A 25337-nucleotide genomic window follows, 5' to 3' on the forward strand; every position below is an offset into this window, starting at 1 on the left:
TTCTATCTCGTCCCCTCCAGCCAGGTCGTTGGCGCTTGTCCCAGGATGCGACGGAACATCGTGGAGAACGCCGCCGGGCTGTCGTAGCCAAAATCCAGGGCAATGCGCGTCACCGGTTCGCCCCCCACCAACCGCGCCAGCGCCAGCACCACGCAAGCCCGCTGCCGCCATTGGCTGAAACTCAGACCCGTCTGTTGGCGGAACAGGCGATTAAAGGTGCGCAGGCTGATATGCAACTGATCGGCCCATTGCTGTGGCGACTGGTGAGCGTCGGGCCGCTGCACAAAGCCCTGGCACAACGTGAGGAGCCGCGCATCGATGGGCAGGGGAATGTGCAACGGCAGGTGAGTGCTGCGCGCCAGTTCATGCAGCAGCAAGCCGATCAGCGTACCGTCGCGCCCACGCTCGTCATACGCCAGCGGGATCTCCACCGCCTCCATCAGCAAATGCCGCATCAACGGCGAAACGCTGATCACCTGACAACGATCCCCCAGATCCACCGCCCCCGGCTCGATATACAAACTGCGGGTGCTCACGCCCAGCATCAACACCTCATGCGCCACCCCCGGCGGAATCCACACCGCCCGCTGCGGCGGCACCACCCAATTGCCGTCGTGCGTACTCACCTGCATCACCCCGGTGGCGCCGTACAACAACTGCGCCCGTCGATGGGTATGGCGCGGCAATAGATGACCGTTGGGGTAATCCGTGCCGATGGCCACCACCGGTCGTGGCGTGTCGTCCAGCAGATCAATCGAAACATTGCGCATCAAGCGTCATCCAGCGGTTGGCGTAAACGCAAATATTATTGGCTGACTTGCTGAAGCAGGCCAAGCCCTAATATCCGTAAGTTAAGAGCAATCCTTGTGGGAGCGGGCTTGCTCGCGAAGACGGCGGCACAGCCAACATTGATGTCGCCTGACACACCGCTTTCGCGAGCAAGCCCGCTCCCACAAGGATTGCTCTTACTTAACTTACCGGCGATAGGCCAACCCCCATCGCTCTATCGTCGGCCACTCTCAACCAACGGACGATGCGCGATGTTCTTCTACCTCTTGCTGGCACTCTTCGGCTGCATGACCGGCATCACCGCAGTGCTGTTCGGCTTCGGCGGCGGTTTCGTCGTTGTGCCATTGCTGTACCGCATGCTCATGACCCGCCACGGCACAGACGACCCCGTCACCCAATCGGCGATGCACATTGCTGTGGCAACCTCGACCTGCGTGATGATCGTCAACGCAACGATCGCCACCGGAAAACACCGCCGCGCCGGTAATCTCATTCGTCATTACCTGTGGCCGTTGGGCGGGTTTATCGGCGTGGGCGCGGTCGTCGGCGCCGTCGCGGCGATGTGGGCCAGTGGCGAGGTGATTCGCTATGCCTTCATCGCGTACCTGGGCGTGACCATCGCGGATTGCCTGTTACGACGCGGCTTTCTTACAGCGCCCAACACCGCCATCCCACGGCGATTGGGAAGGGCAGAAGTGTCTGGCGGGGGCGTAGGAATCGGCACCATCGCCACCTTTCTCGGCGTAGGCGGCAGCGTCATGACCGTGCCGTTGTTGCGGCGTTGTGGGTTAAGCATGTCCCAGGCGACGTCCATGGCCAATCCACTGAGTTTGCCCGTGGCGCTGGCCGGGACGCTGACTTACATGGCCATGGCTGGGTTTACCGAGTTTGATCTTGGGCCGTGGTTTGTCGGTTATGTGGATGTGCTGGCGTTTGCGGTGTTGACGGTGGGGTCGCTGGTGGGGATTCGGTTGGCTACGCCGTGGATTGGGCGGATACCGGATCGAATGCATGCGCGGGTGTATGTCGGTTTGCTGGTTTTGGTGATGCTTGGTATGTGGGTCAAGTAGGGTTGGAATCAGCAGGTTTATTCGCAAGAATAAGTCTTTGCATTGATCAAGATTTCACGCAGGAGAACGTCATGTCGATCCTCGAAAGTGACTGGAAGAAGTTCAAGGAACTGCGCAAGATTGCGCTCGATCGGTTTTGCCAGGGTGTTCTTGCCGATGCAAAAGCCATTGCCCAGCACGGTGCTTTGTCTGCTCACGCTCGATACGGAATGCTCTACGGCTTGATCCATGATCGCAATAAGGACATGTCCCGAGCCTTTGACCATAACAGCCAATCCCGCTCCAGTGCTCTCATCGCTTTAAGGTTGTTTGTCATGCATGACTTGCTGACCGACGCAGAGTTATCAGTGCTCAGTGAAGATGCGCTGGACTACATATCGGATGTCGTTCGCCGGCCTTATGAGCTCGAATGGGTCGATGAGATCGTGAGGCAGGACTGACAGTCGTACAGCTTTCATAAAAAGGATCCTGCATGTTGATCTTCAACTGCACCGAAGCAGCCAGCAACTTTTTCAGCCGCGTCCACATGGGTAAGAAAATGACCCCGGTGGAAAAACCGCCATCCCCCGTTATCAAGGACGATGAACAAGGTGAGTTCATCGAACAGTGGCTGGTCCATGCCATCACCGTGCAACGCAAACACGTGCTGTTCGTCATTCACATACAAACCCGCTACTGCATGATTTTTGCGGATGCGAAGAAGGCCGACGTTAAAGGTTTCATTCAGCGTTTTTCTGATCGTTGGATGAACGGACTGATGCGTGATGCACTGCACCATGATGTCCTGCAATGGGTTGGTCATGACTCCATGCTTGAACGATTCAATGAAAGCTGCCGCCAATACAGGCTCTACAAACGCGGTCATCGCAGTGCGCAAGGCCATATAGGCGAAATCGCCTGGATCTTTGAGGATTACGCCGCAGAGTGGGGTTGTTTGCCGACTGACGAGATCATGGCTGGTCGCTTTGATGCGAAGATGAACCACTTCATTAGAGGCAGCAAAAACGTCAAAGGCTATTTAGTGCCGGATGAGGAGATGATGGCTCACTGGATGCGTCAGTACTGTGGACTCGACGAGCCTGTCATCCAGGCCGCACGCAATCGACGTGATGAAGTCAAACGAGAAATACGGGAGCTGGAAGCGGCCTACGCGAAGCAGGGCCAGCCACCGCAATAATGCTATGAAGCAAGTTACTTATCCGCCAACCCCGGCGCCTCACGAACAATAAAGTGATCCAGGTTCTCAATATTCGCACTGAACACCCCGAACGTCTGCTCGGGGTTTTTCTTGCTCGGCACCATCTTCAACTCCGGCGTCACGCCATAAAAGAAGCAATACAACTCTTTCCCGCTCTCACTGGCGTGCTTGATCTCTTCCAGAAACGCTTTGCGCTTGCGGTAGTTGTCGATCAGCTTTTTGCTCAAGTAAACGTTGACTGAGTAAGGCTTCTTCTTCGCCTCGTCCGCTTGCTTGAACCAGACCTTCTGTTCGAAATCGATACGAAAGCTCTGGGTGTAATCCTTGATCTCCTTGATCTTGCCCCAGTAAATCAGCCCCTTGTTGTCCTGCAGATACTCGATCTTCTTGAAGAACGACCCATAAGGCGCCGTGTGCTCGCCAATCTTCAGCGGCATGCGCTTGAGCAACTCCTTGTCCTCGAAGTTCGACACAAAACACTCCACCGGGTGGGCGAAGACACTGGTCTTGTCTGGTGCAGATTCGCGGCTTGGGGGTTCGACGTCACTGGCCGCTGAAGAGGGTTTCGAATCGCCCCGCATCACATCAGCCGCCACCGCTGGACTCGACGGCTTACGCACATACTCGCGTCGCGTCAGCAACAACTCCGACGGGAAATGCTCCTCGCGACTGTCATCCGTTTCCGCACCGTCCGCGTCCACACCGGATGTCGACGCCTTGAGACTGACATAAGGACAATCCGCCACATGCCGGGTGCTGGGCGTGTTCTTGAAGTGCGGGGTGCGCACGTAGTTCACGTTTTTGGCGTTGAACGTGGTCAACACATTCGCCGCATCGAAGGCCAAACGGCAGGCATCGTTGGGGCACTGGAAGTGTTCTTTGGCGGAGTCGAAATCCATGGTCTCGTCGAAATTCAAATCGCGCACGTCATAGATCGACAGCTTGTCGTCGAGGCTGAGGCAGTAGGCGAGGTCGAATTTCATGGCGGGCTCGGGTCCTTGAGTGGGGAAGGGTATTAATAGCGGGAGGTGGGGCGGGTTGCACTGAATGTTTTTCAGATAAAGTTGGCGCTGCTGAGCATCGGTCTAAACTCTGAGCCTCAATTGTGCTCCGTAGCGAGGCTAATGTGCCATGCAGTCCACCATCAAACTGCTCGATCAGCCCACCAAATATATGTTCTTCACTGGTAAGGGCGGGGTTGGCAAAACGTCGGTTTCCACTGCGGTATCAATCGCCTTGGCTGATGCAGGCAAGAAGGTGCTGCTGGTTAGCACAGACGCGGCCTCTAACCTTGATGAGATGCTCGGTGTCGAGCTGAGCAATCAGCCTGTAGCGGTGCCGAACGTGCCTGGAATGTTCGTGCTCAACATCGACCCCGGGACCGCTGCCATCGACTACCGGGCCCGGGTGGTCGAGCAAATGGGCGCCCAGACCAGCGATCAAGATATTGCTCTGGTGCGTGAGCAACTCTCGGGAGCATGCACGACCGAAATCGCAACGTTCGATGAGTTCTCCCACCTCCTGTCACAGGGGGGTGCGGCCTATGATCATGTCGTGTTCGATACCGCGCCCACGGGGCACACGCTCAGGCTGTTGAGCCTGCCCAAAGCGTGGAGCGGATTTTTGGAAGGCAATGATCGTGGTGCGTCATGCCTGGGGCCGCACTCGGGGTTGAAAATGCAGGAGCAGCTTTTCAATCAGGCGTTGGCGGCGCTCAACAATCCAGCCCTGACCACCGTCGTGCTAGTGGCTCGTCCTGACAAAGGCGCACTGGGCGAGGCTGCGCGTTCCTCCGACGAGCTCCGTGAGTTGGGTCTGGAAAACCAGCGTTTAGTGGTGAACGCTGTGTTCAAACGCAGCAACTTGAATGACCCGATCGCAGCCGCCATCGAAGCGATCGGCCAGCAGGCGCTCGACGAGATGCCCGCGTCGCTGCGCCAGCTTTCAGCCGACTACATTTCGCTCAAGGCTGTAGATTCCGTTGGCTTGCCCGCGCTCCGCAGTCTGCTTTCCCCGGAACTTGCCAGGCCAACAACGGCTGCAACACAAACGCGCTCACCCCTGGAACACCACACCCTCTCGGAACTGGTTGCCGAGCTTGCGAATGACGAACGCGGGTTGATCATGGTCATGGGCAAAGGGGGAGTAGGCAAAACCACCATTGCCGCCGCCATCGCCCTGGGCCTGGTACAGCACGGCAAGTCCGTGCACCTGAGCACCACGGACCCTGCGGCGCATCTGGCGGTGACCCTCAACGCCGATGTGCAAGGGCTCGACGTTGGCCGCATCGACCCCAAGGTCGAGACCCAAAAATACGTGGACAAGATCGTCGCCTCCCGCGCGCCGACCTTGACGGACGATGAAATAGCCTTGCTCATCGAGGATCTACGATCCCCCTGCACCGAAGAGGTCGCGGTCTTCCACGCGTTCTCCCGCGTGGTTGCTCAAGCCAGGACGTCGTTCGTGGTGCTCGATACCGCCCCCACGGGTCATTCACTGCTACTGATGGATGCCACAGGCGCCTATCACCGCCAGATGGTTCGGGAATTCAAAGGCGACTCGGACCACATCGTCACGCCTTTGATGCGCCTGCAAGATGCGCACTACACCAAAATCATTCTGGTGACGCTGCCCGAAGCCACACCGGTGTCTCAGGCGGCAGCACTGCAGGATGACTTGCGCAGGGCCAAAATCGAACCGTTTGCCTGGGTGGTCAATAAGTCTCTGTTGGCCACAGACACCGATGACCCGCTGCTGCGAGCGCGCCTGGACAGTGAGCGCAAGCAGATGGCGCGGGTTGCAGACCAAACCAGCCACGATGTCATCGTGGTGCCCTGGACGGCGGAGCCACCTGTTGGGGTCGCAGCGCTGAAGCGCCTGTTGGATTGACGCGCCAGCGTCGGCTCAACGCTCTTCCAAAATCGGAGAATGACCGTGCTAAAAACTGCTATTGCCTCAATCATTCTCTCGGCGCTTGCTGCAAACCTTCACGCTCAGACCATGGATCATTCGAACGACGCGCAACGGCAAGCCGAGGTTGCAGGTCGCGGCAAGGATGTCATGCCGTTCAGCCTCGCAGCGACGACCCATGTCTTCACCAAGACCGCTGAAGGCGGCATTCAGCAAGTGGTCGTCAAAAAGCCTGCGGATGCTGCCCAAGTGCAGTGGGTTCGCCAGCACCTTCAAGACATCCGCGAGCGGTTTCTCAAGGGCGACTTCTCAGGCCCGGCGCACATCCATGGCCAAGACATGCCTGGCCTGGCAGACCTGAAAGCTGCCAAGCCTGGGCAAATGGCGATCACCTACAAAGACATCGAAGGTGGCGCCGAGTTGGCCTTCAAGACCTCGGATCCAGCCTTGATAGCGGCGCTTCACCAGTGGTTTGATGCCCAGCTTTCCGACCATGGCAAGGACGCGATGGAAGGAGACGCACATCATAGCGAGATGATGAACAAGTGAACGAGGGGCCATGGGCGGCGATCGGCTTAGGCTGGGTAAAAACGTTGTAGAGCAGGTTTGACAGTCAGAACCAGAACAAAAATCGCTCGCCGTCTTCGTGCGCATGTGCCGATGAAGTTCTACAGGCCTAATCACTCAAACTTCAACCGTTCCACCTTCTGAAACAGTGAGGCAGTGAACTCATCCCGGTCACCGGAATGGTGACAACGTCGATGACAGTTCGGACACAGCGCCACGGCATTGCTTGGCCGATCCGAACCGTCCTGTGCCAAATGCTTAACGTGATGAACCTCAAGAAACGGCCTGCCATCCTTTTCAAACGGAGCAGGCTCGCCACAGCCTTCGCATCTACCGTTAGCCTGTTGGCGAACCCAAGCTCTCACCTCGGGATCGCGAACAAAAGACTTTCCGCTGGACTGAGTCTGTTCTGGTCTCTCAATCCCTTTCGGCATGTCTTTAATCGGTTGTTTTTCAAGTCTGGCAGATCGCTGTTCCAGCGTTGCCTCGTCCGCTGTCGGGACAAAATCCTCAGGTGTCAAAGTACTTGGAGCGTTGAGCGCTTCTCGAATGCTTCGCGCAACGTTCGCGCCGACATTCTTGGCGGGTTTGTAGCCCTTGATAGGCTCTCGACCCAACTCGACCATGATCGTAGAAATGTTCTGCATCCGAAACTCAACCGACCCTTTGGTCCGACCGGCTAAGGCTCCCTCACGCAGGATGCGATTCTCCTCAGTCTTAACGACTTTCTGACCACTCTGCTCGCGGGACAACATGCTGAGATAGGCGTCTACCGCAGCCTGAATCTCAATGTCAGTCCAATCGCTGTTGCTCTTTTCAGTGTCCATACAATCGCCGAGGGTTGAAAACCCTCGGACGATACTGAGTGGCCATTACGACTGTCTACGAAAATTCCTACAGAAAAGACCGACGCTTCTTTCAGTTGATCCTACAAAGGCTATCCAACCGAATGCTTCGAAGACTGAAACGCCTCCAAAACCTTCCGCCACCAAGGCTTAACCGCTGGTACCCGCCGCCGTGTGCGATTGAGCAACAGATAAGGCATATCCCGCAGCCGAATCCAGCCTTCGTCCTGCCAATGCAACAGACTCAACGACATCTCCGGCCAATCCAACAAGCTCAGCATCGGTCGATCGGCGTTCTTCGACTGCCCCGCATCGCGTAAGGCTGGCACTACTTGATGAGTCAGCCATTCACGCAACAACCGATTCCCCGGCGCGTAGTGATAGACCAACAACGCATAGACGCCGGACTCGCTGAGCATCAGCCTCTTTTCCGCTTGGCCGTGGTAGTCGATCAGCAATGTGTGCCGCTGATCCTCGTCCAATTTGCTGACCACGCGATCATTCAGGTGGAAACCCATTAAGCGACCCAAATCGCGGGCGCAGAACCATGGTTGATTTTCCAGGAGGAGGGCGTGGAGTTCTAGGTTTTGGCGGGTAAAAACTGTGGGGATGTAAGGATCAGACATGATCGGCCTCCTGGAGCGGAAGCAAATTGTCTGCGGTGCAGATGTAGGTCATTTCCTTCAATAGGAAGGGAAAACGCTTAGGCATATCCATTACCTCTACTTGATAGCTTCTTAGGGCTAAGGCGCCGGGAGTTAAGAAACCCCAAGTAGAAGGCCGGACATATTCCCCTTACGGGTCTTGTATTAGCCCACTCCCGACATAGCAGAGGTTTTTCACGCCCACGAGAAATCCATAGGCACAAAAAAGCCGCATCTTTCGGGAGCGGTCAGGCCGCTACTTGAGGCGTTTCTTAGGCGCCGGAGGAAGGAGGGTAGGTGGTTGGAAATGCTGGGTCAAGTCGAGGAGCATACGGGACCTGTGAGCAGATTTTGCTTAATGCTTGAACGACTCCATTTCGACCCTATTTTGGTAGAACTCCAAATGAATAGCCGCGCTGAGCGCGGCTATTTCAATCCGGCTTTCAAAGCTGGGCAAAAATACTAATCATGTCTGGATCTCCTCGGCGATAACCTGATCGAGGAGTTTGGAAGCGAGTCCCAGAGACCTTTAAATCAGAGATTTTTCTCATCTCGCAGAGAACCCACTTGTGACCGGAAGTTACATGGCCTCCGTGTGTTTGAAAGCAACGAAGTATTTCTTTTCCAGTGCGGGAGATGCCGAAGGCATGAGGCTCAACGACACGAGGAATACCGCTGTATATGAATGTCAAAACTTGAAAGTTACTGATAGCATCAATAATTGTCTGCTTCATATCAATTACTCAGGGCGTGATTATAGAGCGGGACAGTTGCCTGTCCCGCACGGTTAGGCTTTTATAAAGAAGCAGAAAGGACGCCCGTCTTTGCGAAAGACGTCTTTTCCGCTACGCCAGTGCTTAAAGCTCATACAGAAAACAGCTCTGTATCCTGGCGGTGCTACCGGATATCCGTTCATAACGAATTCTCCGACGCGAGGCCGTTGTAACCGTCCGAAAGATGTCTATAATCACGTCGCGCATTTTCCTAATGCATCGTGATTTGAGTTCCTTCAGTCACGGCCCGCACCCTCGGGCTTCTGTTCAATGGTGCGGTCAAGACCCGCAGCAATCGTTGGCGCGATTGCTGCGGGTTTCTTGTTTCTGCCTTCTGAATTACAGCTTTTGACGTTTTTATGGCCCTGTTGTCATTGGAGCAGCAGGGCCATACAAATCAATCCCAGCTCAACGCCCCACCAGTCTGATACTCAATAACCCGAGTCTCAAAGAAGTTCTTCTCTTTCTTCAAGTCCATAATCTCGCTCATCCAAGGGAACGGATTAGTCGTCCCTGGATACTCTTCTTTCAACCCAATCTGCGACAAACGACGGTTAGCGATGAACTTCAGGTAGTCCTCCATCATCGCCGCGTTCATGCCCAACACGCCGCGAGGCATGGTGTCACGCGCGTATTCGATTTCCAGTTGAGTCCCCTGCAGAATCATCTGGCTCGCTTCTTCCTTCATTTCAGCGTCCCACAAGTGTGGGTTTTCGATTTTGATCTGGTTGATCACGTCGATGCCGAAGTTCAGGTGCATGGATTCGTCGCGCAGGATGTATTGGAACTGCTCGGCGACGCCGGTCATTTTGTTGCGGCGGCCCATGGAGAGGATCTGGGTGAAGCCGCAGTAGAAGAAGATGCCTTCCAGAACGCAGTAGTAGGCGATCAGGTTGCGCAGCAGCTCTTTGTCGGTTTCGACGGTGCCGGTTTCGAACTTCGGATCGGAGATCGAGCGGGTGTATTTGAGGCCCCAGGTGGCTTTTTTCGCGACCGATGGGATCTCGTGGTACATGTTGAAGATCTCGCCTTCATCCATGGCCAACGATTCGATGCAGTACTGGTAGGCGTGGGTGTGGATCGCCTCTTCGAACGCCTGGCGCAGGATGTACTGGCGGCATTCCGGGTTGGTGATCAGGCGGTACACGGCCAGTACCAGGTTGTTGGCAACCAGGGAGTCAGCGGTGGAGAAGAAGCCGAGGTTGCGCATGACGATGCGGCGCTCGTCGTCGGTCAGGCCTTCCGGGTCTTTCCAGAGGGCGATGTCGGCGGTCATGTTGACTTCTTGCGGCATCCAGTGGTTTGCGCAACCGTCCAGGTACTTCTGCCAGGCCCAGTCGTACTTGAAGGGTACGAGTTGGTTGAGGTCGGCGCGGCAGTTGATCATGCGCTTTTCGTCGACGGCGACGCGGGCGGAGGCGCCTTCGAGTTCGGCGAGGCCTTCGGCGATGTCGAGGTTGTCCAGGGCAGCTTTTGCACGGGCGATTGCGGCGGAGTCGGACGCGGTTACAGCGCGGGCTTCTTGAGCCGCAACGCCACCAGCGGTATCGAGGCGGTCCATGTTGGCTTCAGTGGCGTGCCCGGCGTTGGCGCCTTTTACAACGGTTTCGCCGCTGTCTTCTTTGTCGAATTCGTCCCAGCTCAGCATGACGTGTCGTCTCCTGCGTGAGGGCCAGATGCCCGTGTGAAAACTGATTGGTTGTTTTTCACACGGCCGTACTGGCCGCGTTGGATAGCGTTTTTTGCAGCGGTACACGCAGGCAAATAAACATAAATTTGTACGGGGTTCCGAGAGCCTCTGAGGGGCGCAGAAATCGGTGAAGACTTCGGCGTGGGCTTCAGACTGGCTGTTATCCCTGTAAGGGAATATTGCAGGCCCGTTTAAGGCGGCATTATAGGGAAATTTTTGCTGCCGTGGTGGGGCGAATCCGCGCATGGAGCGGTCGAGAAGGAGGGTTTTTCGGTCGGAGCGAGGGTTTATAGGGCTTTGGCTGGATGTCGGGCGTGAAGATTTTTTTTCATAAATTTTGGCTAGTCATTTTTTTGTTCAAAAAACAGCCAAAAAACTGCGTTTTTCACTACATGTTGTGTTTTGAGTCACTTTTCGATGCCCCCAGACACAACTAAGCCCGACCGAAGTCGGGCTATGAAGTCGCACTCAATGATCAGCTGAGGCGGGCTGCACCCACGTGGTCGGAACCATCAGCTGCCACCTTGGCTGCACCGGTGTGATCGAAGCCGTCAGCAGCGACTTTGGCGGCGCCAGTGTGATCAAAACCGTCAGCAGCGAGTTTGGCAGCGCCCGTGTGATCGGAGCCATCGGAGGCGAAAGACGCCGAGCCGGTATGGTCGTAACCATCAGAAGCGACAGCCGCTTCGGTAGTGAAAGTTGCCGAGCCGGTACGGTCGTAGCCGTCAGCGGCGAAGGTGTTAGCGGCCAGGACAGAGAGGGTCAGGGCGAGGATCAGTTTGGTTTTCATGGTAGTGGCTCCAGGTTCGTTGGCGTTTTGTGCCTTGGGTATGGAATTCATGCTACGCCAGTTAATTTGATTAAAAAGCGCAAATAAACGCTTAAATCAATCGTATATATCGATATATAAGGTTCGGCGCTTCATCTGCCTGAATAGCGGGCGGGTGGGTCGAACCTTGGGAAGGTGAGGGCGGGTGATCAGCCGTTAGAGCAGCCGTTGCCCATGACGCTGTAACGAAGAATGTGGCGTTGCCCTTTGGAGTCGTCGTATTCCATTTTCGCCGGAACAACTTCGCAGACGTTCGGGATTTCGCTCATGGAGATAACTTTGGCGATGTCCAGGTGAGTGGAGTAAGTGTATTCCTCAACGGCGGGTTGCTGCTGTGCGACATCAGTCGGAACCTCGTCTGCCATGGCGGTTGCGCACAGGCTGCTGAGGGCCAGAACTAATAAAGCTTTCATTTCAGATTTACCTTTTAGAGGGCGAATGGGGTCACGCAACCTTTTTGGGGTTGCGTGTAGAACTTAAGTACTAGGTTTTGGATTAACTGCCTTCGTGGGGGCTGCAACTTGGTTAATCACGTTGCCGGGTTGGCGAGGCTGATTTTAGGCGTGGGATTTACATTCATATAGGCGTGCTTTTGATAAACACTATTGGCAGATCCTGTAACAATCCCCGAAAAACGACCTTTGGCTCGCTGATGAAGCCATGATCGTTCCCACGCTCCAGCGTGGGAATGCCTCAAGGGACGCTCCGCGTCCAGTGACGCGGAGCGTCACGGGCTGCATTTCCACGCAGAGCATGGGAACGATCAAGCCCCTGAAATCACCGCTCTTGAGCGCGTCGGCGAGGTATAGCCACATTTTGTAGGGGCTTGTTACTACCATCGTCGAATGGTTCTATAGGCCCGGCCCGGCTACAACTGGGTCATACAAAAACAACTATTCCACCGAGGTAACAAAGATGAGTGCGGCTTCTCTGTATCCCGTTCGTCCCGAGGTTTTGGCCAACACGCTGACTGACGAGGCGACCTACAAGGCCATGTACCAGCAGTCGGTCGTTAACCCGGACGGCTTCTGGCGCGAGCAAGCCAAGCGCCTCGACTGGATCAAGCCTTTCACCACGGTGAAACAGACTTCCTTCGACGATCACCATGTCGACATCAAATGGTTCGCCGATGGCACCCTGAACGTTTCCTACAACTGCCTCGACCGTCATCTGGCCGAGCGCGGCGATCAAATCGCGATTATTTGGGAAGGGGATGACCCTGCCGAAAGCCGCAACATCACCTACCGCGAGCTGCACGAACAAGTCTGCAAATTCGCCAACGCCTTGCGCGGCCAGGATGTGCACCGCGGCGACGTGGTGACTATCTATATGCCGATGATCCCCGAAGCCGTGGTCGCCATGCTGGCGTGTACCCGGATCGGCGCGATTCACTCGGTGGTGTTCGGTGGTTTCTCGCCGGAAGCCCTGGCCGGCCGGATCATCGACTGCAAATCCAAAGTGGTGATCACCGCCGACGAAGGTGTTCGTGCCGGTAAGAAGATCTCGCTCAAGACCAACGTCGACGATGCGCTGACCAACCCGGAAACCAGCAGCATTCAGAAAGTCATCGTGTGCAAGCGCACCGGTGGCAACATCAAGTGGAACCAGCATCGCGACATCTGGTACGAAGACCTGATGAAAGTGGCGGGCAGTGTCTGCGCGCCGAAAGAGATGGGTGCTGAAGAAGCGCTGTTCATCCTTTATACCTCCGGCTCGACCGGCAAGCCGAAGGGCGTGCAGCACACCACCGCCGGCTATCTGTTGTACGCGGCGATGACTCACGAGCGCGTGTTCGATTACCGTCCGGGCGAAGTCTACTGGTGCACCGCCGACGTCGGTTGGGTCACCGGCCACAGTTACATCGTCTACGGCCCGCTGGCCAATGGCGCGACCACGCTGCTGTTCGAAGGTGTGCCGAACTACCCGGACATCACCCGGGTGGCGAAAATCGTCGACAAGCACAAGGTCAACATCCTTTACACCGCGCCTACCGCCATCCGCGCGATGATGGCGTCGGGCAAGGCCGCTGTGGAAGGCGCTGATGGCAGCAGCCTGCGTCTGTTGGGTTCGGTCGGTGAGCCGATCAACCCGGAAGCGTGGGACTGGTACTACAAGAACGTCGGCCAATCCCGTTGCCCGATCGTCGACACCTGGTGGCAGACCGAAACGGGCGGCAACATGATGAGCCCGCTGCCGGGTGCGCACGCGCTCAAACCGGGTTCTGCGGCGCGTCCGTTCTTCGGCGTGGTGCCGGCGTTGGTGGACAACCTGGGCAACATCATCGAAGGCGTGGCCGAGGGCAACCTGGTGATTCTCGATTCGTGGCCAGGTCAGGCGCGGACCTTGTACGGCGATCATGACCGCTTCGTCGACACCTACTTCAAGACGTTCCGCGGCATGTACTTCACCGGTGACGGTGCGCGTCGTGACGAAGACGGTTACTACTGGATTACCGGTCGCGTGGATGACGTGCTCAACGTCTCCGGCCACCGCATGGGGACCGCCGAGATTGAAAGCGCGATGGTCGCTCACCCGAAAGTTGCTGAAGCGGCCGTGGTCGGTGTGCCGCACGACATCAAAGGACAGGGCATTTATGTCTATGTCACCCTGATCGCTGGCGAAGAGCCGAGCGAGCAGTTGCGCCTGGAGCTGAAAAACTGGGTGCGCAAGGAGATTGGTCCGATTGCCTCGCCGGATGTTATCCAGTGGGCGCCGGGGCTGCCGAAGACTCGCTCGGGCAAGATCATGCGCCGCATTCTGCGCAAGATTGCTACCGCCGAATACGATGGGTTGGGGGATATCTCCACCCTGGCCGATCCGGGTGTGGTGCAGCATTTGATTGATGAGCACAAGATCATGAACGTCGCATAACAGCGGTTCCTGAGTCACCAAAGCCCCGCTCGGCATTGCGCCTGGCGGGGCTTTTTACTGCCTGGGGTTTTTGTGTTGGCAGGCCGGGCCTTTTCGCGAGCAAGCCCGCTCCCACAGTTGATCTCCAGTGAGCATAAGATTTTGCCAAGCGCAGATCCCCTGTGGGAGCGGGCTTGCTCGCGAAGGCGTCCTGTCAGACACCACATCAACAACAGCCAATAATTATCGGCTTCGTCTGTAGGCGATTTCCCATTGTTACCCGCAAGCCTTCAAGTAACTAAATGTGTAACCTTCCGCCCGGCAACGGGGCATTGGGAAACGCAAAGCTCGGTTTCAGGTCCTCTCAATCACCCATAAAAAATAAGACACAACGCTGCGCTTGCCGGATTAGAAGGGTTTGCCAATAATAGGCCCGCAATTTGCAGCATAGATCGGTTCACTGTCTTTTGCTCTTGCATGAATTTGCAAGGCTGTCAACGCGCCCAGGCGGCTTTCTCGGTGCTTCTGTAATTAGTTGTCGCATTGAAGAAATATCGGCTTCGGGCCTGTCGTTAGAATGCCGATCACTCGCTCGTTGTTGCTCGCGTTGAAAAAAGCGCGCGATTGGTACGACGCAGCACCGCTTTGCGGTTCCACTCATTCGCATATTGGGCTATCGCTCACTCTGCCGTTTTAGCCCTTTACCGATGGAGTCCCAAGATGAAGAAACTCGTGCTGCTTGGCGCCCTGGCACTGTCCGTGCTGTCCCTGCCGACTTTCGCCGATGAAAAGCCTCTGAAAATTGGTATCGAAGCGGCTTACCCTCCGTTCGCTTCCAAAGCGCCGGACGGCAGCATCGTTGGTTTCGACTACGACATCGGCAATGCGCTGTGCGAAGAGATGAAGGTCAAGTGCGTTTGGGTCGAGCAAGAGTTCGACGGCCTGATCCCGGCACTCAAAGTGCGCAAGATCGACGCGATCCTGTCGTCCATGTCGATCACTGAAGACCGCAAGAAGTCCGTGGACTTCACCAACAAGTACTACAACACCCCGGCTCGCCTGGTCATGAAGGCCGGCACTCCAGTCAGCGACAGCCTGGCTGAGCTCAAGGGCAAGAACATCGGCGTGCAACGTGGTTCGATCCACGAGCGTTTCGCCCGCGAAGTGCTGGCCCCGCTGGGTGCCGAGATCAAGCCTTATGGCTCGCAAAACGAAATCTACCTCGACGTGGCTGCTGGCCGCCTCGACGGCACCGTGGCAGACGCTACGTTGCTGGATGACGGTTTCCTGAAAACCGACGCTGGCAAAGGTTTCGCCTTCGTTGGCCCGGCGTTCACCGACGTCAAATACTTCGGCGACGGCGTAGGTATCGCCGTTCGCAAGGGTGACGCGCTGAAAGACAAGATCAACACCGCGATCACCGCCATTCGTGAGAACGGCAAGTACAAGCAAATCCAGGACAAGTACTTCGCCTTCGATATCTACGGCAAGTAATACGCCCCGGCGACAAGTCCGAAATGGCGCAAGCAACAGGATCTCTGAGGTTTGCGCCATTTTTTCATCCCCCTTTTCGAGGACCTGAATCATGTTGAAAGGCTACGGGGCTGTCATCCTCGATGGCGCATGGCTGACGCTTCAGCTCGCCTTGTCGTCCATGGTCTTGGCCATTGTTCTGGGTCTGATCGGCGTTGCGCTGCGTCTGTCCCCGATTCGCTGGCTGGCCTGGCTGGGCGACCTGTATTCCACGGTGATCCGCGGGATTCCCGACCTGGTGCTGATCCTGCTGATTTTCTACGGCGGTCAGGACCTGCTCAACCGCGTCGCGCCGATGCTCGGTTTTGACGAGTACATCGACCTGAACCCGTTGGCCGCCGGTATCGGCACCCTTGGCTTCATCTTCGGTGCGTATCTGTCGGAAACCTTCCGTGGCGCCTTCATGGCGATCCCGAAAGGTCAGGCAGAAGCCGGCATGGCGTACGGCATGAGCAGTTTTCAGGTGTTCTTCCGGGTGTTGGTGCCACAGATGATTCGCCTGGCGATTCCGGGTTTCACCAATAACTGGCTGGTCCTGACCAAGGCCACCGCGCTGATTTCGGTGGTGGGTCTGCAAGACATGATGTTCAAGGCCAAGCAGGCGGCAGATGCCACCCGCGAGCCTTTCACCTTCTTCCTCGCAGTGGCGGCAATGTACCTGGTGATCACCAGCGTTTCGTTGCTCGCATTGCGTCACCTTGAGAAGCGCTACTCGGTAGGCGTAAGGGCGGCTGATCTATGATCTTCGACTACAACGTCATTTGGGAGGCCCTGCCGCTGTACTTCGGCGGCCTGGTGACCACCCTCAAATTGCTCGCGCTGTCGCTGTTTTTCGGCCTGCTGTGCGCGTTGCCGCTGGGCTTGATGCGCGTCTCCAAGAACGCAGCTGTCAACATGTCGGCCTGGCTCTACACCTACGTGATCCGCGGCACGCCGATGCTGGTGCAGCTGTTTTTGATCTACTACGGTCTGGCGCAGTTCGAAGCGGTTCGTGAAAGCTTCCTCTGGCCGTGGCTGTCCAGCGCGACGTTCTGTGCGTGCCTGGCCTTCGCGATCAACACCAGCGCCTACACCGCTGAAATCATCGCCGGCAGCCTGCGGGCCACGCCGAACGGTGAGATCGAAGCCGCCAAGGCCATGGGCATGTCGCGCTTCAAACTGTACAAGCGCATCCTGCTGCCATCGGCCCTGCGCCGGGCACTGCCGCAGTACAGCAACGAAGTGATCATGATGCTGCAGACCACCAGTCTGGCGTCCATCGTGACCCTGATCGACATCACCGGTGCCGCGCGCACGGTCAACGCTCAGTTCTACCTGCCGTTTGAAGCCTACATCACCGCCGGCGTGTTCTACCTGTGCCTGACGTTCATTCTGGTGCGGATGTTCAAACTGGCCGAGCGCCGCTGGCTGGGCTATCTGGCCCCGCGGAAGCACTGATATGGAACGCATCGATCATTCATTGCCGTGGAGCCACTTGGGCAGCGAGCGCCAGATTTCGGTGTTCCGCTTCGGCTCTGGCGAGCGCAAGGCCTACATCCAGGCCAGCCTGCACGCCGATGAATTGCCGGGCATGCGCACGGCCTGGGAGCTGAAAAAGCGCCTGACCGAACTCGAAGCCCAAGGCTTGCTCAACGGCGTGATCGAACTGGTGCCGGTGGCCAATCCACTGGGTCTCGGCCAACTGCTTCAGGGCAATCATCAAGGGCGTTTCGAGGCGGGCAGCGGCAAGAACTTCAACCGGGATTTCGTCGAGCTGAGCGCGCCAGTGGCCGCCGAGCTGGACGGGCACTTGGGTGATGATCCGCACGCCAATATTCAGCTGATCCGTCAGACCATGAGCGATGTGCTCGCCGCATTGCCGCCCGCCGCCAGTCAGTTGCAAGGCATGCAGCGCATTTTGCTCAGCCATGCCTGCTCCGCTGACGTGGTGCTGGATCTGCATTGCGATGCCGAAGCGGCGCTGCACATGTACGCGTTGCCGCAACACTGGCCGCAATGGCGTTCGTTGGCCGCGCACCTGAACGTAAAGGTGGGGCTGCTGGCGGAAGATTCCGGTGGCAGTTCGTTTGACGAAGCGTGTTCGCTGCCGTGGTTGCGTCTGTCGCGTCTGTTTCCGGATGCGCAGATTCCCCTGGCCTGCCTGGCGACTACCATTGAACTGGGTGGTCAGGCCGATACCGGGCGCGCTGAAGCCAGCGCTTACGCCGAAGGCATTTTGGCGTTCCTTGCCGAGCAAGGCTTGATCAGCGGCGAATGGCCAAAACCTGCGCAAGACGCTTGCGAAGGCATGCCGTTCGAAGGCACTGAATTACTGTTTGCGCCACACCCTGGCGTGATCAGTTTCTTGCGTAAACCCGGTGAATGGATTGAAGCCGGCGATGAGATTTTCGAAGTGATCGATCCGTTATCGGATCGGGTCAGCACGGTGTGTGCTGGTACGCCCGGGGTGCTGTTTGCCATTGAACGGCTGCGTTATGCCCAACCCGGTTTCTGGCTGGCCAAGGTGGCGGGGCGCGAAGCGCTGCGTCACGGGCGCTTGCTCAACGACTGACTGACTGTTTTTGTGAGAACCGACCGCATGTACAAACTTGAAGTCCAAGACCTGCATAAACGCTATGGCAGTCACGAAGTGCTCAAGGGCGTGTCCCTGAAAGCGGCGGCTGGCGATGTGATCAGCATCATCGGCTCCAGTGGCTCCGGCAAAAGTACTTTCCTGCGCTGCATCAACCTGCTCGAGCAACCGCACGCGGGCAAGATTCTGCTCAACAACGAAGAGCTGAAACTGGTCGCCAACAAGGAAGGCGCGCTGAAAGCCGCCGACCCGAAACAGCTGCAACGCATGCGTTCGCGCCTGTCGATGGTGTTCCAGCATTTCAACCTGTGGTCGCACATGACCGCGATGGAAAACATCATGGAAGCGCCGGTCCACGTGCTCGGCATGTCCAAGGCCGAAGCCCGCGAGAAGGCCGAGCACTACCTGAACAAGGTCGGTGTGGCCCATCGTAAAGATGCTTACCCGGGCCACATGTCCGGCGGCGAGCAGCAGCGTGTGGCGATTGCCCGTGCGTTGGCGATGGAACCTGAGGTAATGCTGTTCGACGAACCGACGTCGGCGCTCGACCCGGAGCTGGTGGGCGACGTGCTGAAAGTCATGCAGGCCCTGGCGCTGGAAGGCCGGACCATGGTGGTGGTGACGCACGAAATGGGCTTCGCCCGTGAAGTGTCGAACCAGCTGGTGTTCCTGCACAAAGGTGTCGTCGAAGAAAGCGGCAACCCGCGTGAGGTGCTGGTCAATCCACAGTCCGAACGTCTGCAACAATTCCTCTCGGGTAGCCTGAAGTAAACCGAACTCCCCGTTGCGCACCGGGATAGTGCATGCTTCGCAATCTAGAGGCTGGCCCCTATCCCTTGTGGGAGCGGGCTTGCTCGCGAAAGCGGTGTATCAGTCAACATCATTGCTGTCTGACCCACCGCTTTCGCGAGCAAGCCCGCTCCCACATTTGATCTCTATTGGTTTCGAGATTTGCGTTCATTTACGGGCTAGCATTGGCCCATGCCTTCATCACTGTTTTCGTTTCGGATTGCCCGCCATGACTGCCCATCGAATTGGTTTCCTGATTTGGCCCAGCACTAAAGCACTGACGCTTGCGCTGGCTGAGGAGGCCTTGCGTGTTGCCCAGCGTGTGCATCCGGACGTTGTCTACGAACTGTCGTTTTTGCAGGCCGAACCGCCGACCGAAGGTGCCTGGCAATTGCCGGGTGAACCGTGGGCCGGCAAGCTCGAAAACTTCCAGAAACTGTTCCTGCTCGCCGATGAGCCGCCGACCACACTCGCGCCAGCGCTCAGCAGTGCGCTGAAACAACTGGTGCGAGCTGGCTGCGTGATCGGTGGTTTGTCGGCCGGTGTTTACCCATTGGCGCAACTGGGTTTGCTCGACGGTTACCGCGCTGCCGTGCATTGGCGCTGGCAGGACGATTTCACCGAACGCTTCCCGAAAGTCATCGCCACCAGTCATCTGTTTGACTGGGATCGCGATCGCCTGACCGCGTGCGGCGGCATGTCGGTACTCGACTTGCTGCTGGCCGTGCTGGCACGTGATCACGGCGCCGAACTGGCCGGTGCAGTCTCGGAAGAACTGGTGGTCGAACGCATCCGCGAGGGTGGCGAACGCCAGCGCATCCCCCTGCAGAACCGTCTCGGCTCCAGCCATCCGAAGCTCACCCAAGCGGTGTTGCTGATGGAGGCCAACATCGAAGAGCCGTTGACCACTGACGAAATCGCCCAGCATGTGTGCGTGTCCCGTCGGCAGCTGGAGCGGATCTTCAAGCAATACCTCAACCGCGTGCCGAGCCAGTACTACCTGGAACTGCGCCTGAACAAGGCCCGGCAGATGTTGATGCAAACCAGCAAGTCGATCATCCAGATCGGTCTGTCGTGTGGCTTCTCCTCGGGGCCGCATTTCTCCAGCGCCTACCGCAACTTCTTCGGTGCCACGCCGCGGGAAGATCGCAACCAGCGGCGTAGCAGCAGCCCGTTCGAATTGTCGTCGGTGCCCTCGGAGCGTGGGTGACCGGGCAACGCGTCACCTGCCGAGGCTGGTTTACTCCTCTGTTTCGGAGCCTTCCGACGTCGAGACCTCCATCTCTCCTCGATTGATCACTTCTTCCACACCAAAGTCTATGCCCGTCCGTTCGAAGTAACCGATCAGCCGCAGCAGGCTCTCCTCGGAAAACCGATTACCTCGAAAACTGATGTTTTCAGCGACTTCCGTCGGCAGTTCCATTACGTCGCTGGGGACTTCGGTAATGGCGTTGCCACTGAGGTCGGCCCAGTCCAGCTCTGTCATTTGCAGCAGGCCGGGCGGGATTTCGGTGATGCCGGTGTCATTCAGCAGTACGGTAACGAGCTCCGTCATCTGACTCAGGTCTGGTGTTTGCCCCAGAGGGTTGTGGGCAAGATCGAGATAATCGAGCTGTTCCATACCCGCCAGCGCACTTGCCGATTCCGCTGAAAGTCTGACGCGGCACTGCGGAAGTGACAGCGACCGCAGTCGACCCATCTTGAACACAGCATCGGGAATGTTGCCCAGATTACAGTCGCGCAGTCGCAGGCTTTTGAGGTGGGTGAACGACTCCAGAAAATGCCCGATGCGGGTCACTCCGTCGACGCTGCGCAACTCCAGCGATGTCACATGACTGAAGTCGGCGTTCAGGGTCGGCAGCTCGCCGTTGATGTCGGACTCGAAAAAGAGTTCATAGGTGGGCTCCAACGCCTCATTGAAATCATCCAGTTCGCTCTCATGCCGCCAGCACTGCTCCAGCGTCTGTTTGAACTGGTCGCGGTTCATGTGTTCGACAAGCTGTTGTTGAGCGGTGAACGGTTCACCCGTCAACGGGTGCTGGGCCGGAAGGTCGGAAGTCCATACCGCCAGGTCGTTGCTCAGTTGAGCCAACTCCGCTTCAAGGTGTGTCAGCTCGATCCGACCGTCAGCCAGAGTGCCTGCCAATTCATAGACAAACTCGCTCGCCTGTTCGACCTCCAGGTTCGGGTACAGCGCCCTGACTCGGTTGATGTCCGCCTCTGGGGCATAGACGCCCAAATCGTATGAACTGCTGAAGTAGTGATGCTTGATCAGTTGGCGGGCGTTATCCGAGAGCGGGTTATGCGTCAGGTGTATGCCGTGCTTACCGTACACCTCACTTTGAAAGAGCTCCGTAGGCAACTCGCTGATCTTGTTGCCCAGGAGTTTGGCGGTATCGAGTTTTGAGTGGCTGATTACGCTGGGGGGGATTTCCTTCAGGCCGGTACGGCTCAGGTCCAGGTGAACAAGCTCAGGCATAGATTCGATACTGGGCACCGTAGTGAACGGGTTTTGGTACAGATCCAGTATCACCAGTTTGTTCAATGAAGACAGTTTCGCCCAGTTGGCTGCATCGAACCTGATACCGCAATCGCTGAGCGCTAGCGCATCGAGGTTCACCATTCGAGGAATGGCCTCGGGGAGGGCGGTCAGGGAAAAGCGTTTTAAATCGAGGCGACGCAAGCCATTGAAGCGCTGCAGGAACTCAGTAACACCCTGTGCAGCATGATTCCCTTCAAGAGACAGCAATGACACATGGGGGAAATCGGCCGTCAGCGTGGGTAGATCGCCAAGAATCGGCTCGGCGAATCTGAGCGCATAGCGCGGCGTGTCATTCGAGCCATCGAGGTCCCGTTCTGATTGTCGACGCCAGCTGCGCTGGATTTCCTGGGCCAGCAGCCTGCGATTGTGTCGAGCGGCTTGTCGTTCCAGTTCGCTCAGCGGGGCTCGGGTTTGCGGGTGAACAGTGGGCGAGTCATTTATCCAGGTGTTCAATTCCTGATGCAGTCGCGAGAGCTCGCGGGACAGGCGTGAGATCTCTATGCCAGCGCCATCGGGATGCGTTTGTAACTGCTGAACAACAGACTGGAGTTCCTCCTCGGTAAGGCTGGGGTAAACCTCGCGAACACGCTCGTTGAGCGATGACGTCGGGGAGGGCATGCGCCGGTATCCATCGGAGCCGCCAGGCAAGCGCATGGTCGTCGGATCATAGAACGGTCTTCGATTGGGATTTTTTGCGAACAGCTTGCGAAGTTTCGGTTGGTTTAATGCGTGTTCGGCGATGCGCAGTTTGAGTGCCTGGGCATTTGCCATCGATGGGCTTAACGCATTGCGCTGCGCTTGCGACAACGCCTGAAAAAGACCCTGATAAAAATCACCGGGCACCGATTCGCTGTCTTGATAAACCTGATAGGTGCCGTCTTCGGCGCGCACCAGCGTTTTCAGGATCGGTGCATCGTCCAGGCCAATGCTGTCGCGCACTAGTCCGTTATAGGTGTAATCCCTCACTTCAATCCGCAGTTCGGCGGGAAAGCCGGGCAGTGAGTTCAGGCTTTGCAAGGCCAGTCGGTGGGTGTCGGTGTTGTCCAGAACGTCGGAATAAAGGCCTTCGCAAGCTCGGGTTGCGCGTACGGCCTCCATGGCTTTTAGAGCTGCCTCCTTCAGCCGCGGGGGCGTGCGACCGTTGTGCAGTAGGCGTAACTCGGTCCCGGTTGCATTGCTCACCAACTCTTGCGCGACATCGGTCGGCAAACCCCTCACATCGTCGAGCAATCGCTGAACGTGCCGATCATTGGTTTTTTCCTGTGCGCGGTAGCGGGTCTCGAACAGCGATTGGTGGTGCTTTCGGGCGAGTTCGGCCGTTTGTTTTCTGAAGGCTTGCGTTTGGTTTTGCGGTGCAGGCATTGGCGCGTCGACGGGCCACGAGTCGTAGCTGCTCAGCAGTTGATGTTGCAGGGTTACATCGGCCTTGCGATAGCGCTCGGGTTGGTCGCTGCCGATCTGTTCGATAAAGGTTTCGATGTCCCGGTTGATCCTGAAGCGCTTGATCGTGTCTGTCAGCAGCGAAGGCGGACGGTAATGTTCGACATGCATTTCGCGCATGACGTCGTCGTGGTAACCGCTGACCCGCAGGATCTGTTCGCGCTCGGCGTTGGTGAACGACTCGACGCTATGGCCGAGGCGGCGCATGACCTTTTCCCGGTCCCAGTTCAGGGGTTGCTCCAGTTCTGTATGCCAGGCGCCGTGGTTGTTATGCAGCAGAGACGGTTGATAGGCATCGGTTCGGTTTGGATGCTCAACCTGAAACGTGCCTGACACGCGGTCGGGCTTCACGGCATACAGTTTTCCTTCCAGTGGCAGCAGCGTCTTGCCCTCGTTTTGATAGAGGCCGAGATGATCGGGTTTTACTCCTTCCGGCAAAATAAGTGCTTGTTCGTAAGGCTTGAGATCCGGCTTCCAGTAGCGGGTTTTTCCTTGGGGCGTTGTGACGGGTTTGAGTGGGTCGACAAGTGCAATAGCTTCACGAGAGAGCAGGGGGCTGAGGGTCCGGGCAGCGATGGCGCCGCCCACTGCAAATGTCCCCACCTGAACTACCGTTTCGACGAACGTCACCAGATGTCCGAGCGCTTCTTTTTTCAACCCTTCAGCCAGGTCCACGATGCCTTCGAAGGTTTCGTCGAGTAACTGGTAGGCCATGTAGGCGAGCATCAATTCGCCGAGAAACGGGACGAAAGGCAAGGCAACGAACGTCGCGATTTCAAGGATTGTCGAGGCCACTTTGCTTAAGGCATTCCACAATGCCCAGCGCGCGTCGCTGTCGACAGAGGCGGTGGAGACGGCGAGTGTGCTTGCATCGTTGAGGATCTTGTTCAGCTGTCGCTGATAGAGATGGTTCCACAGGTCCGCTCTGAACGGGATCGCCGAAAACCGCAAATCAGGCTTGTCGATGGGCGTTTCGCGCCAGCTCGGCAGTGGGTCGCCGTATCGGTGTTGATGCCAGGTCACGCTCTGGAGGCGACGGTTGAGGTCCGCGAAAAAGTGTCCTCTTTCCTTGTGGTCGACGAATCGACTGAAAAACGTTTGATAAGCGGGCGAGCGCAGTTTGCGGGTCAACTCTGCCATGAACGCCAACGTGTTCGGGTATTCCTTGAGAGGATGCTCTGGATCATCGGGAATGTAGGCAATGATCCGTGTTGCCGTGCGTGCGCGCTCCAGGCTCGCCGCGAAAATGACAATGCCGGTCAGCGAGGAGGACATCATTGTCAGGTCGTGACCATACAGCGGTTGCCCACCCAGTCGAGCACCCGAACGCCCCTCCAGAATGCGCTGGATCGAGAGATGGGCATCCGCTGGAATGTCCTTTCGAATTTGCGCCATCTGCAGTGCAGATTTGAGTGCTGTTTTGTGCGAGCCGATCACCTTCGATTTCAACACCGCACCGGCTACCGGGTTCGACAGCCCCAGATTGTCTTTGAGGTAAGCGGTGTACCGGGCGCCGATATCCAGTTCCCGGCATAACCGGGTAAAGGCCGGGATAGAGAGCTTTTGCTTGACTGCCGGCAGCGTATCGAACTGCCCTGTGGGTGAAGGTTGGGTGATGAACGTTGAGGCTGGCTCGTAAGCCCCTGCCGCTGTTTCCGATTCCTGGAAGTTATGCAGGGCGGCATCGAGCATCGACACGGTCCAGGTGCGCGCCGCGCCAGTCTTGATTCCGAAAAGCGGCACGGTTTGAGGGATGTACAGGCGCAGGAAGGTGGTTTTGACGTCCAGATCCAGGTCAAACCGGGTTTTCAGGGCGTCGCTCAGCAGCGGTTCGGCGAAGGCTTGTGCGCTTTGCAGGTTCGACAGCATTGAGTCCAGACGATTTCGATGGGTCCAGTGTTCCTGACTGAGCTTTTTCAGCGACTGGTGCTGCAGCGGTGTTGCGGTGCCATGCCAGTCCTGCGTCATAGGCGTGGCGTTCTTGAGGGCGCTGTGTGTACTGGACGATGCTTCTAATACCCAGGCTGGCAGGTTGTTGAACAGGTGATGGTAGTGATCGTCCGGTTGCGTAGCGGATTCGCTGTTTCCCATTGTGGAAAGACGATCGTTCTCGTATCGGCTCATGCGCTATTCCCTTAGCGTTTTGAATGAGCCGCCAGCAAAACAGACGATGATCGGTTCCGTGCGGTACATATTTACCGCACCGCTCGACAACCCTGCCTATAACCTGTGCCGGCAGTTTAAACTGCGCCTTTGCGACGCTATATGTCGCATTGCCGTAAACCCGGCTGAAACC

Annotated in this window: 21 protein-coding genes; 12 read left to right on the forward strand and 9 right to left on the reverse strand. The window is 57.1% G+C overall.

Going from position 1 to position 25337, the window contains the following annotated elements; translation table 11 throughout:
• Nucleotides 1–2 precede the first annotated feature (2 nt).
• Nucleotides 3–770: a helix-turn-helix transcriptional regulator gene (locus DFS28_RS22635; RefSeq protein ID WP_111451518.1), complete on the reverse strand. Its 768-nt coding sequence runs from the start codon at nt 768–770 to the stop codon at nt 3–5.
• A 270-nt stretch (nt 771–1040) separates the two neighbouring features.
• Here DFS28_RS22635 and DFS28_RS22640 point away from each other — a divergent pair, with 270 nt between their 5' ends.
• The 3 genes from DFS28_RS22640 (at nt 1041) to DFS28_RS22650 (ending at nt 3036) form a co-directional block, all read left to right on the forward strand.
• Complete coding sequence (locus DFS28_RS22640; protein WP_111451519.1) at nt 1041–1859, forward strand: sulfite exporter TauE/SafE family protein; 819 nt, start codon at nt 1041–1043, stop codon at nt 1857–1859.
• Between the two features lie 71 nt (nt 1860–1930).
• Entirely contained in the window at nt 1931–2299 is a 369-nt protein-coding gene (locus tag DFS28_RS22645) for a hypothetical protein (protein ID WP_111451520.1), read from the forward strand.
• Between the two features lie 32 nt (nt 2300–2331).
• On the forward strand, nt 2332–3036 hold the full coding sequence (locus tag DFS28_RS22650; protein WP_111451521.1) for a hypothetical protein: 705 nt from the start codon (nt 2332–2334) through the stop codon (nt 3034–3036).
• Nucleotides 3037–3050: 14 nt separating this feature from the next.
• Here the strand turns inward: DFS28_RS22650 and DFS28_RS22655 are convergent, their stop codons facing one another.
• Nucleotides 3051–4040, reverse strand: a complete 990-nt coding sequence (locus DFS28_RS22655; RefSeq protein ID WP_111451522.1) for a hypothetical protein — start codon at nt 4038–4040, stop codon at nt 3051–3053.
• A gap of 148 nt (nt 4041–4188) precedes the next feature.
• Between DFS28_RS22655 and arsA the strand changes: the two genes are divergently transcribed.
• Together arsA and DFS28_RS22665 are read left to right on the forward strand one after the other, a co-directional pair.
• Nucleotides 4189–5946, forward strand: coding sequence for an arsenical pump-driving ATPase (gene arsA, locus DFS28_RS22660; protein ID WP_111451523.1), 1758 nt, complete (start codon nt 4189–4191; stop codon nt 5944–5946).
• Between the two features lie 111 nt (nt 5947–6057).
• On the forward strand, nt 6058–6516 hold the full coding sequence (locus DFS28_RS22665; protein ID WP_218281369.1) for an aspartate carbamoyltransferase: 459 nt from the start codon (nt 6058–6060) through the stop codon (nt 6514–6516).
• A gap of 131 nt (nt 6517–6647) precedes the next feature.
• Here DFS28_RS22665 and DFS28_RS22670 read toward each other — a convergent pair whose 3' ends face one another.
• The 6 genes from DFS28_RS22670 to DFS28_RS22690 form a co-directional block, all read right to left on the reverse strand.
• Nucleotides 6648–7361: an HNH endonuclease gene (locus tag DFS28_RS22670; protein WP_111451524.1), complete on the reverse strand. Its 714-nt coding sequence runs from the start codon at nt 7359–7361 to the stop codon at nt 6648–6650.
• Between the two features lie 110 nt (nt 7362–7471).
• Nucleotides 7472–8005, reverse strand: coding sequence for a Bro-N domain-containing protein (locus DFS28_RS22675; protein WP_111451525.1), 534 nt, complete (start codon nt 8003–8005; stop codon nt 7472–7474).
• A 461-nt stretch (nt 8006–8466) separates the two neighbouring features.
• Nucleotides 8467–8757, reverse strand: a complete 291-nt coding sequence (locus DFS28_RS30455; RefSeq protein WP_132834341.1) for a hypothetical protein — start codon at nt 8755–8757, stop codon at nt 8467–8469.
• A gap of 436 nt (nt 8758–9193) precedes the next feature.
• On the reverse strand, nt 9194–10444 hold the full coding sequence (locus tag DFS28_RS22680; protein ID WP_008034875.1) for a ribonucleotide-diphosphate reductase subunit beta: 1251 nt from the start codon (nt 10442–10444) through the stop codon (nt 9194–9196).
• Between the two features lie 517 nt (nt 10445–10961).
• Nucleotides 10962–11276, reverse strand: coding sequence for a hypothetical protein (locus DFS28_RS22685; RefSeq protein ID WP_111451526.1), 315 nt, complete (start codon nt 11274–11276; stop codon nt 10962–10964).
• Nucleotides 11277–11464: 188 nt separating this feature from the next.
• On the reverse strand, nt 11465–11728 hold the full coding sequence (locus DFS28_RS22690) for a DUF2790 domain-containing protein (protein ID WP_008145979.1): 264 nt from the start codon (nt 11726–11728) through the stop codon (nt 11465–11467).
• A gap of 502 nt (nt 11729–12230) precedes the next feature.
• Between DFS28_RS22690 and acs the strand changes: the two genes are divergently transcribed.
• From acs to argR, 7 genes are all read left to right on the forward strand, one after another.
• Entirely contained in the window at nt 12231–14186 is a 1956-nt protein-coding gene (acs, locus tag DFS28_RS22700) for an acetate--CoA ligase (protein WP_111451528.1), read from the forward strand.
• A 699-nt stretch (nt 14187–14885) separates the two neighbouring features.
• Nucleotides 14886–15659, forward strand: a complete 774-nt coding sequence (locus DFS28_RS22705; protein ID WP_008154331.1) for an ABC transporter substrate-binding protein — start codon at nt 14886–14888, stop codon at nt 15657–15659.
• 91 nt (nt 15660–15750) lie between these two features.
• The gene (locus DFS28_RS22710) at nt 15751–16440 is read left to right on the forward strand and encodes an ABC transporter permease (RefSeq protein WP_111451529.1); all 690 of its coding nucleotides are present in this window, start codon (nt 15751–15753) and stop codon (nt 16438–16440) included.
• Nucleotides 16437–17135, forward strand: a complete 699-nt coding sequence (locus DFS28_RS22715) for an ABC transporter permease (RefSeq protein ID WP_111451530.1) — start codon at nt 16437–16439, stop codon at nt 17133–17135. Before DFS28_RS22710 ends, DFS28_RS22715 begins: the two co-directional genes overlap by 4 nt.
• Before the next feature lies 1 nt (nt 17136).
• Nucleotides 17137–18249, forward strand: coding sequence for a M14 family metallopeptidase (locus DFS28_RS22720; protein WP_111451531.1), 1113 nt, complete (start codon nt 17137–17139; stop codon nt 18247–18249).
• 27 nt (nt 18250–18276) lie between these two features.
• Nucleotides 18277–19041: an ABC transporter ATP-binding protein gene (locus DFS28_RS22725; RefSeq protein ID WP_111451532.1), complete on the forward strand. Its 765-nt coding sequence runs from the start codon at nt 18277–18279 to the stop codon at nt 19039–19041.
• Nucleotides 19042–19288: 247 nt separating this feature from the next.
• Nucleotides 19289–20269, forward strand: a complete 981-nt coding sequence (argR, locus tag DFS28_RS22730) for a transcriptional regulator ArgR (protein ID WP_008154322.1) — start codon at nt 19289–19291, stop codon at nt 20267–20269.
• A 30-nt stretch (nt 20270–20299) separates the two neighbouring features.
• Here argR and DFS28_RS22735 read toward each other — a convergent pair whose 3' ends face one another.
• A complete protein-coding gene (locus DFS28_RS22735; protein ID WP_111451533.1) occupies nt 20300–25165 on the reverse strand; it encodes a dermonecrotic toxin domain-containing protein in 4866 nt (1621 codons plus the stop codon).
• Nucleotides 25166–25337 lie beyond the last annotated feature (172 nt).

Source organism: Pseudomonas sp. 478, assembly GCF_003254125.1.
Taxonomy (GTDB): domain Bacteria; phylum Pseudomonadota; class Gammaproteobacteria; order Pseudomonadales; family Pseudomonadaceae; genus Aquipseudomonas.

Bases quoted from the DNA above. Each gene is read 5' to 3' on its own strand.
- DFS28_RS22635 (WP_111451518.1), bottom strand. From the start codon at position 770: ATGCGCAATGTTTCGATTGATCTGCTGGACGACACGCCACGACCGGTG.
- DFS28_RS22640 (WP_111451519.1), top strand. From the start codon at position 1,041: ATGTTCTTCTACCTCTTGCTGGCACTCTTCGGCTGCATGACCGGCATC.
- DFS28_RS22645 (WP_111451520.1), top strand. From the start codon at position 1,931: ATGTCGATCCTCGAAAGTGACTGGAAGAAGTTCAAGGAACTGCGCAAG.
- DFS28_RS22650 (WP_111451521.1), top strand. From the start codon at position 2,332: ATGTTGATCTTCAACTGCACCGAAGCAGCCAGCAACTTTTTCAGCCGC.
- DFS28_RS22655 (WP_111451522.1), bottom strand. From the start codon at position 4,040: ATGAAATTCGACCTCGCCTACTGCCTCAGCCTCGACGACAAGCTGTCG.
- arsA (WP_111451523.1), top strand. From the start codon at position 4,189: ATGCAGTCCACCATCAAACTGCTCGATCAGCCCACCAAATATATGTTC.
- DFS28_RS22665 (WP_218281369.1), top strand. From the start codon at position 6,058: ATGGATCATTCGAACGACGCGCAACGGCAAGCCGAGGTTGCAGGTCGC.
- DFS28_RS22670 (WP_111451524.1), bottom strand. From the start codon at position 7,361: ATGGACACTGAAAAGAGCAACAGCGATTGGACTGACATTGAGATTCAG.
- DFS28_RS22675 (WP_111451525.1), bottom strand. From the start codon at position 8,005: ATGTCTGATCCTTACATCCCCACAGTTTTTACCCGCCAAAACCTAGAA.
- DFS28_RS30455 (WP_132834341.1), bottom strand. From the start codon at position 8,757: ATGAAGCAGACAATTATTGATGCTATCAGTAACTTTCAAGTTTTGACA.
- DFS28_RS22680 (WP_008034875.1), bottom strand. From the start codon at position 10,444: ATGCTGAGCTGGGACGAATTCGACAAAGAAGACAGCGGCGAAACCGTT.
- DFS28_RS22685 (WP_111451526.1), bottom strand. From the start codon at position 11,276: ATGAAAACCAAACTGATCCTCGCCCTGACCCTCTCTGTCCTGGCCGCT.
- DFS28_RS22690 (WP_008145979.1), bottom strand. From the start codon at position 11,728: ATGAAAGCTTTATTAGTTCTGGCCCTCAGCAGCCTGTGCGCAACCGCC.
- acs (WP_111451528.1), top strand. From the start codon at position 12,231: ATGAGTGCGGCTTCTCTGTATCCCGTTCGTCCCGAGGTTTTGGCCAAC.
- DFS28_RS22705 (WP_008154331.1), top strand. From the start codon at position 14,886: ATGAAGAAACTCGTGCTGCTTGGCGCCCTGGCACTGTCCGTGCTGTCC.
- DFS28_RS22710 (WP_111451529.1), top strand. From the start codon at position 15,751: ATGTTGAAAGGCTACGGGGCTGTCATCCTCGATGGCGCATGGCTGACG.
- DFS28_RS22715 (WP_111451530.1), top strand. From the start codon at position 16,437: ATGATCTTCGACTACAACGTCATTTGGGAGGCCCTGCCGCTGTACTTC.
- DFS28_RS22720 (WP_111451531.1), top strand. From the start codon at position 17,137: ATGGAACGCATCGATCATTCATTGCCGTGGAGCCACTTGGGCAGCGAG.
- DFS28_RS22725 (WP_111451532.1), top strand. From the start codon at position 18,277: ATGTACAAACTTGAAGTCCAAGACCTGCATAAACGCTATGGCAGTCAC.
- argR (WP_008154322.1), top strand. From the start codon at position 19,289: ATGACTGCCCATCGAATTGGTTTCCTGATTTGGCCCAGCACTAAAGCA.
- DFS28_RS22735 (WP_111451533.1), bottom strand. From the start codon at position 25,165: ATGAGCCGATACGAGAACGATCGTCTTTCCACAATGGGAAACAGCGAA.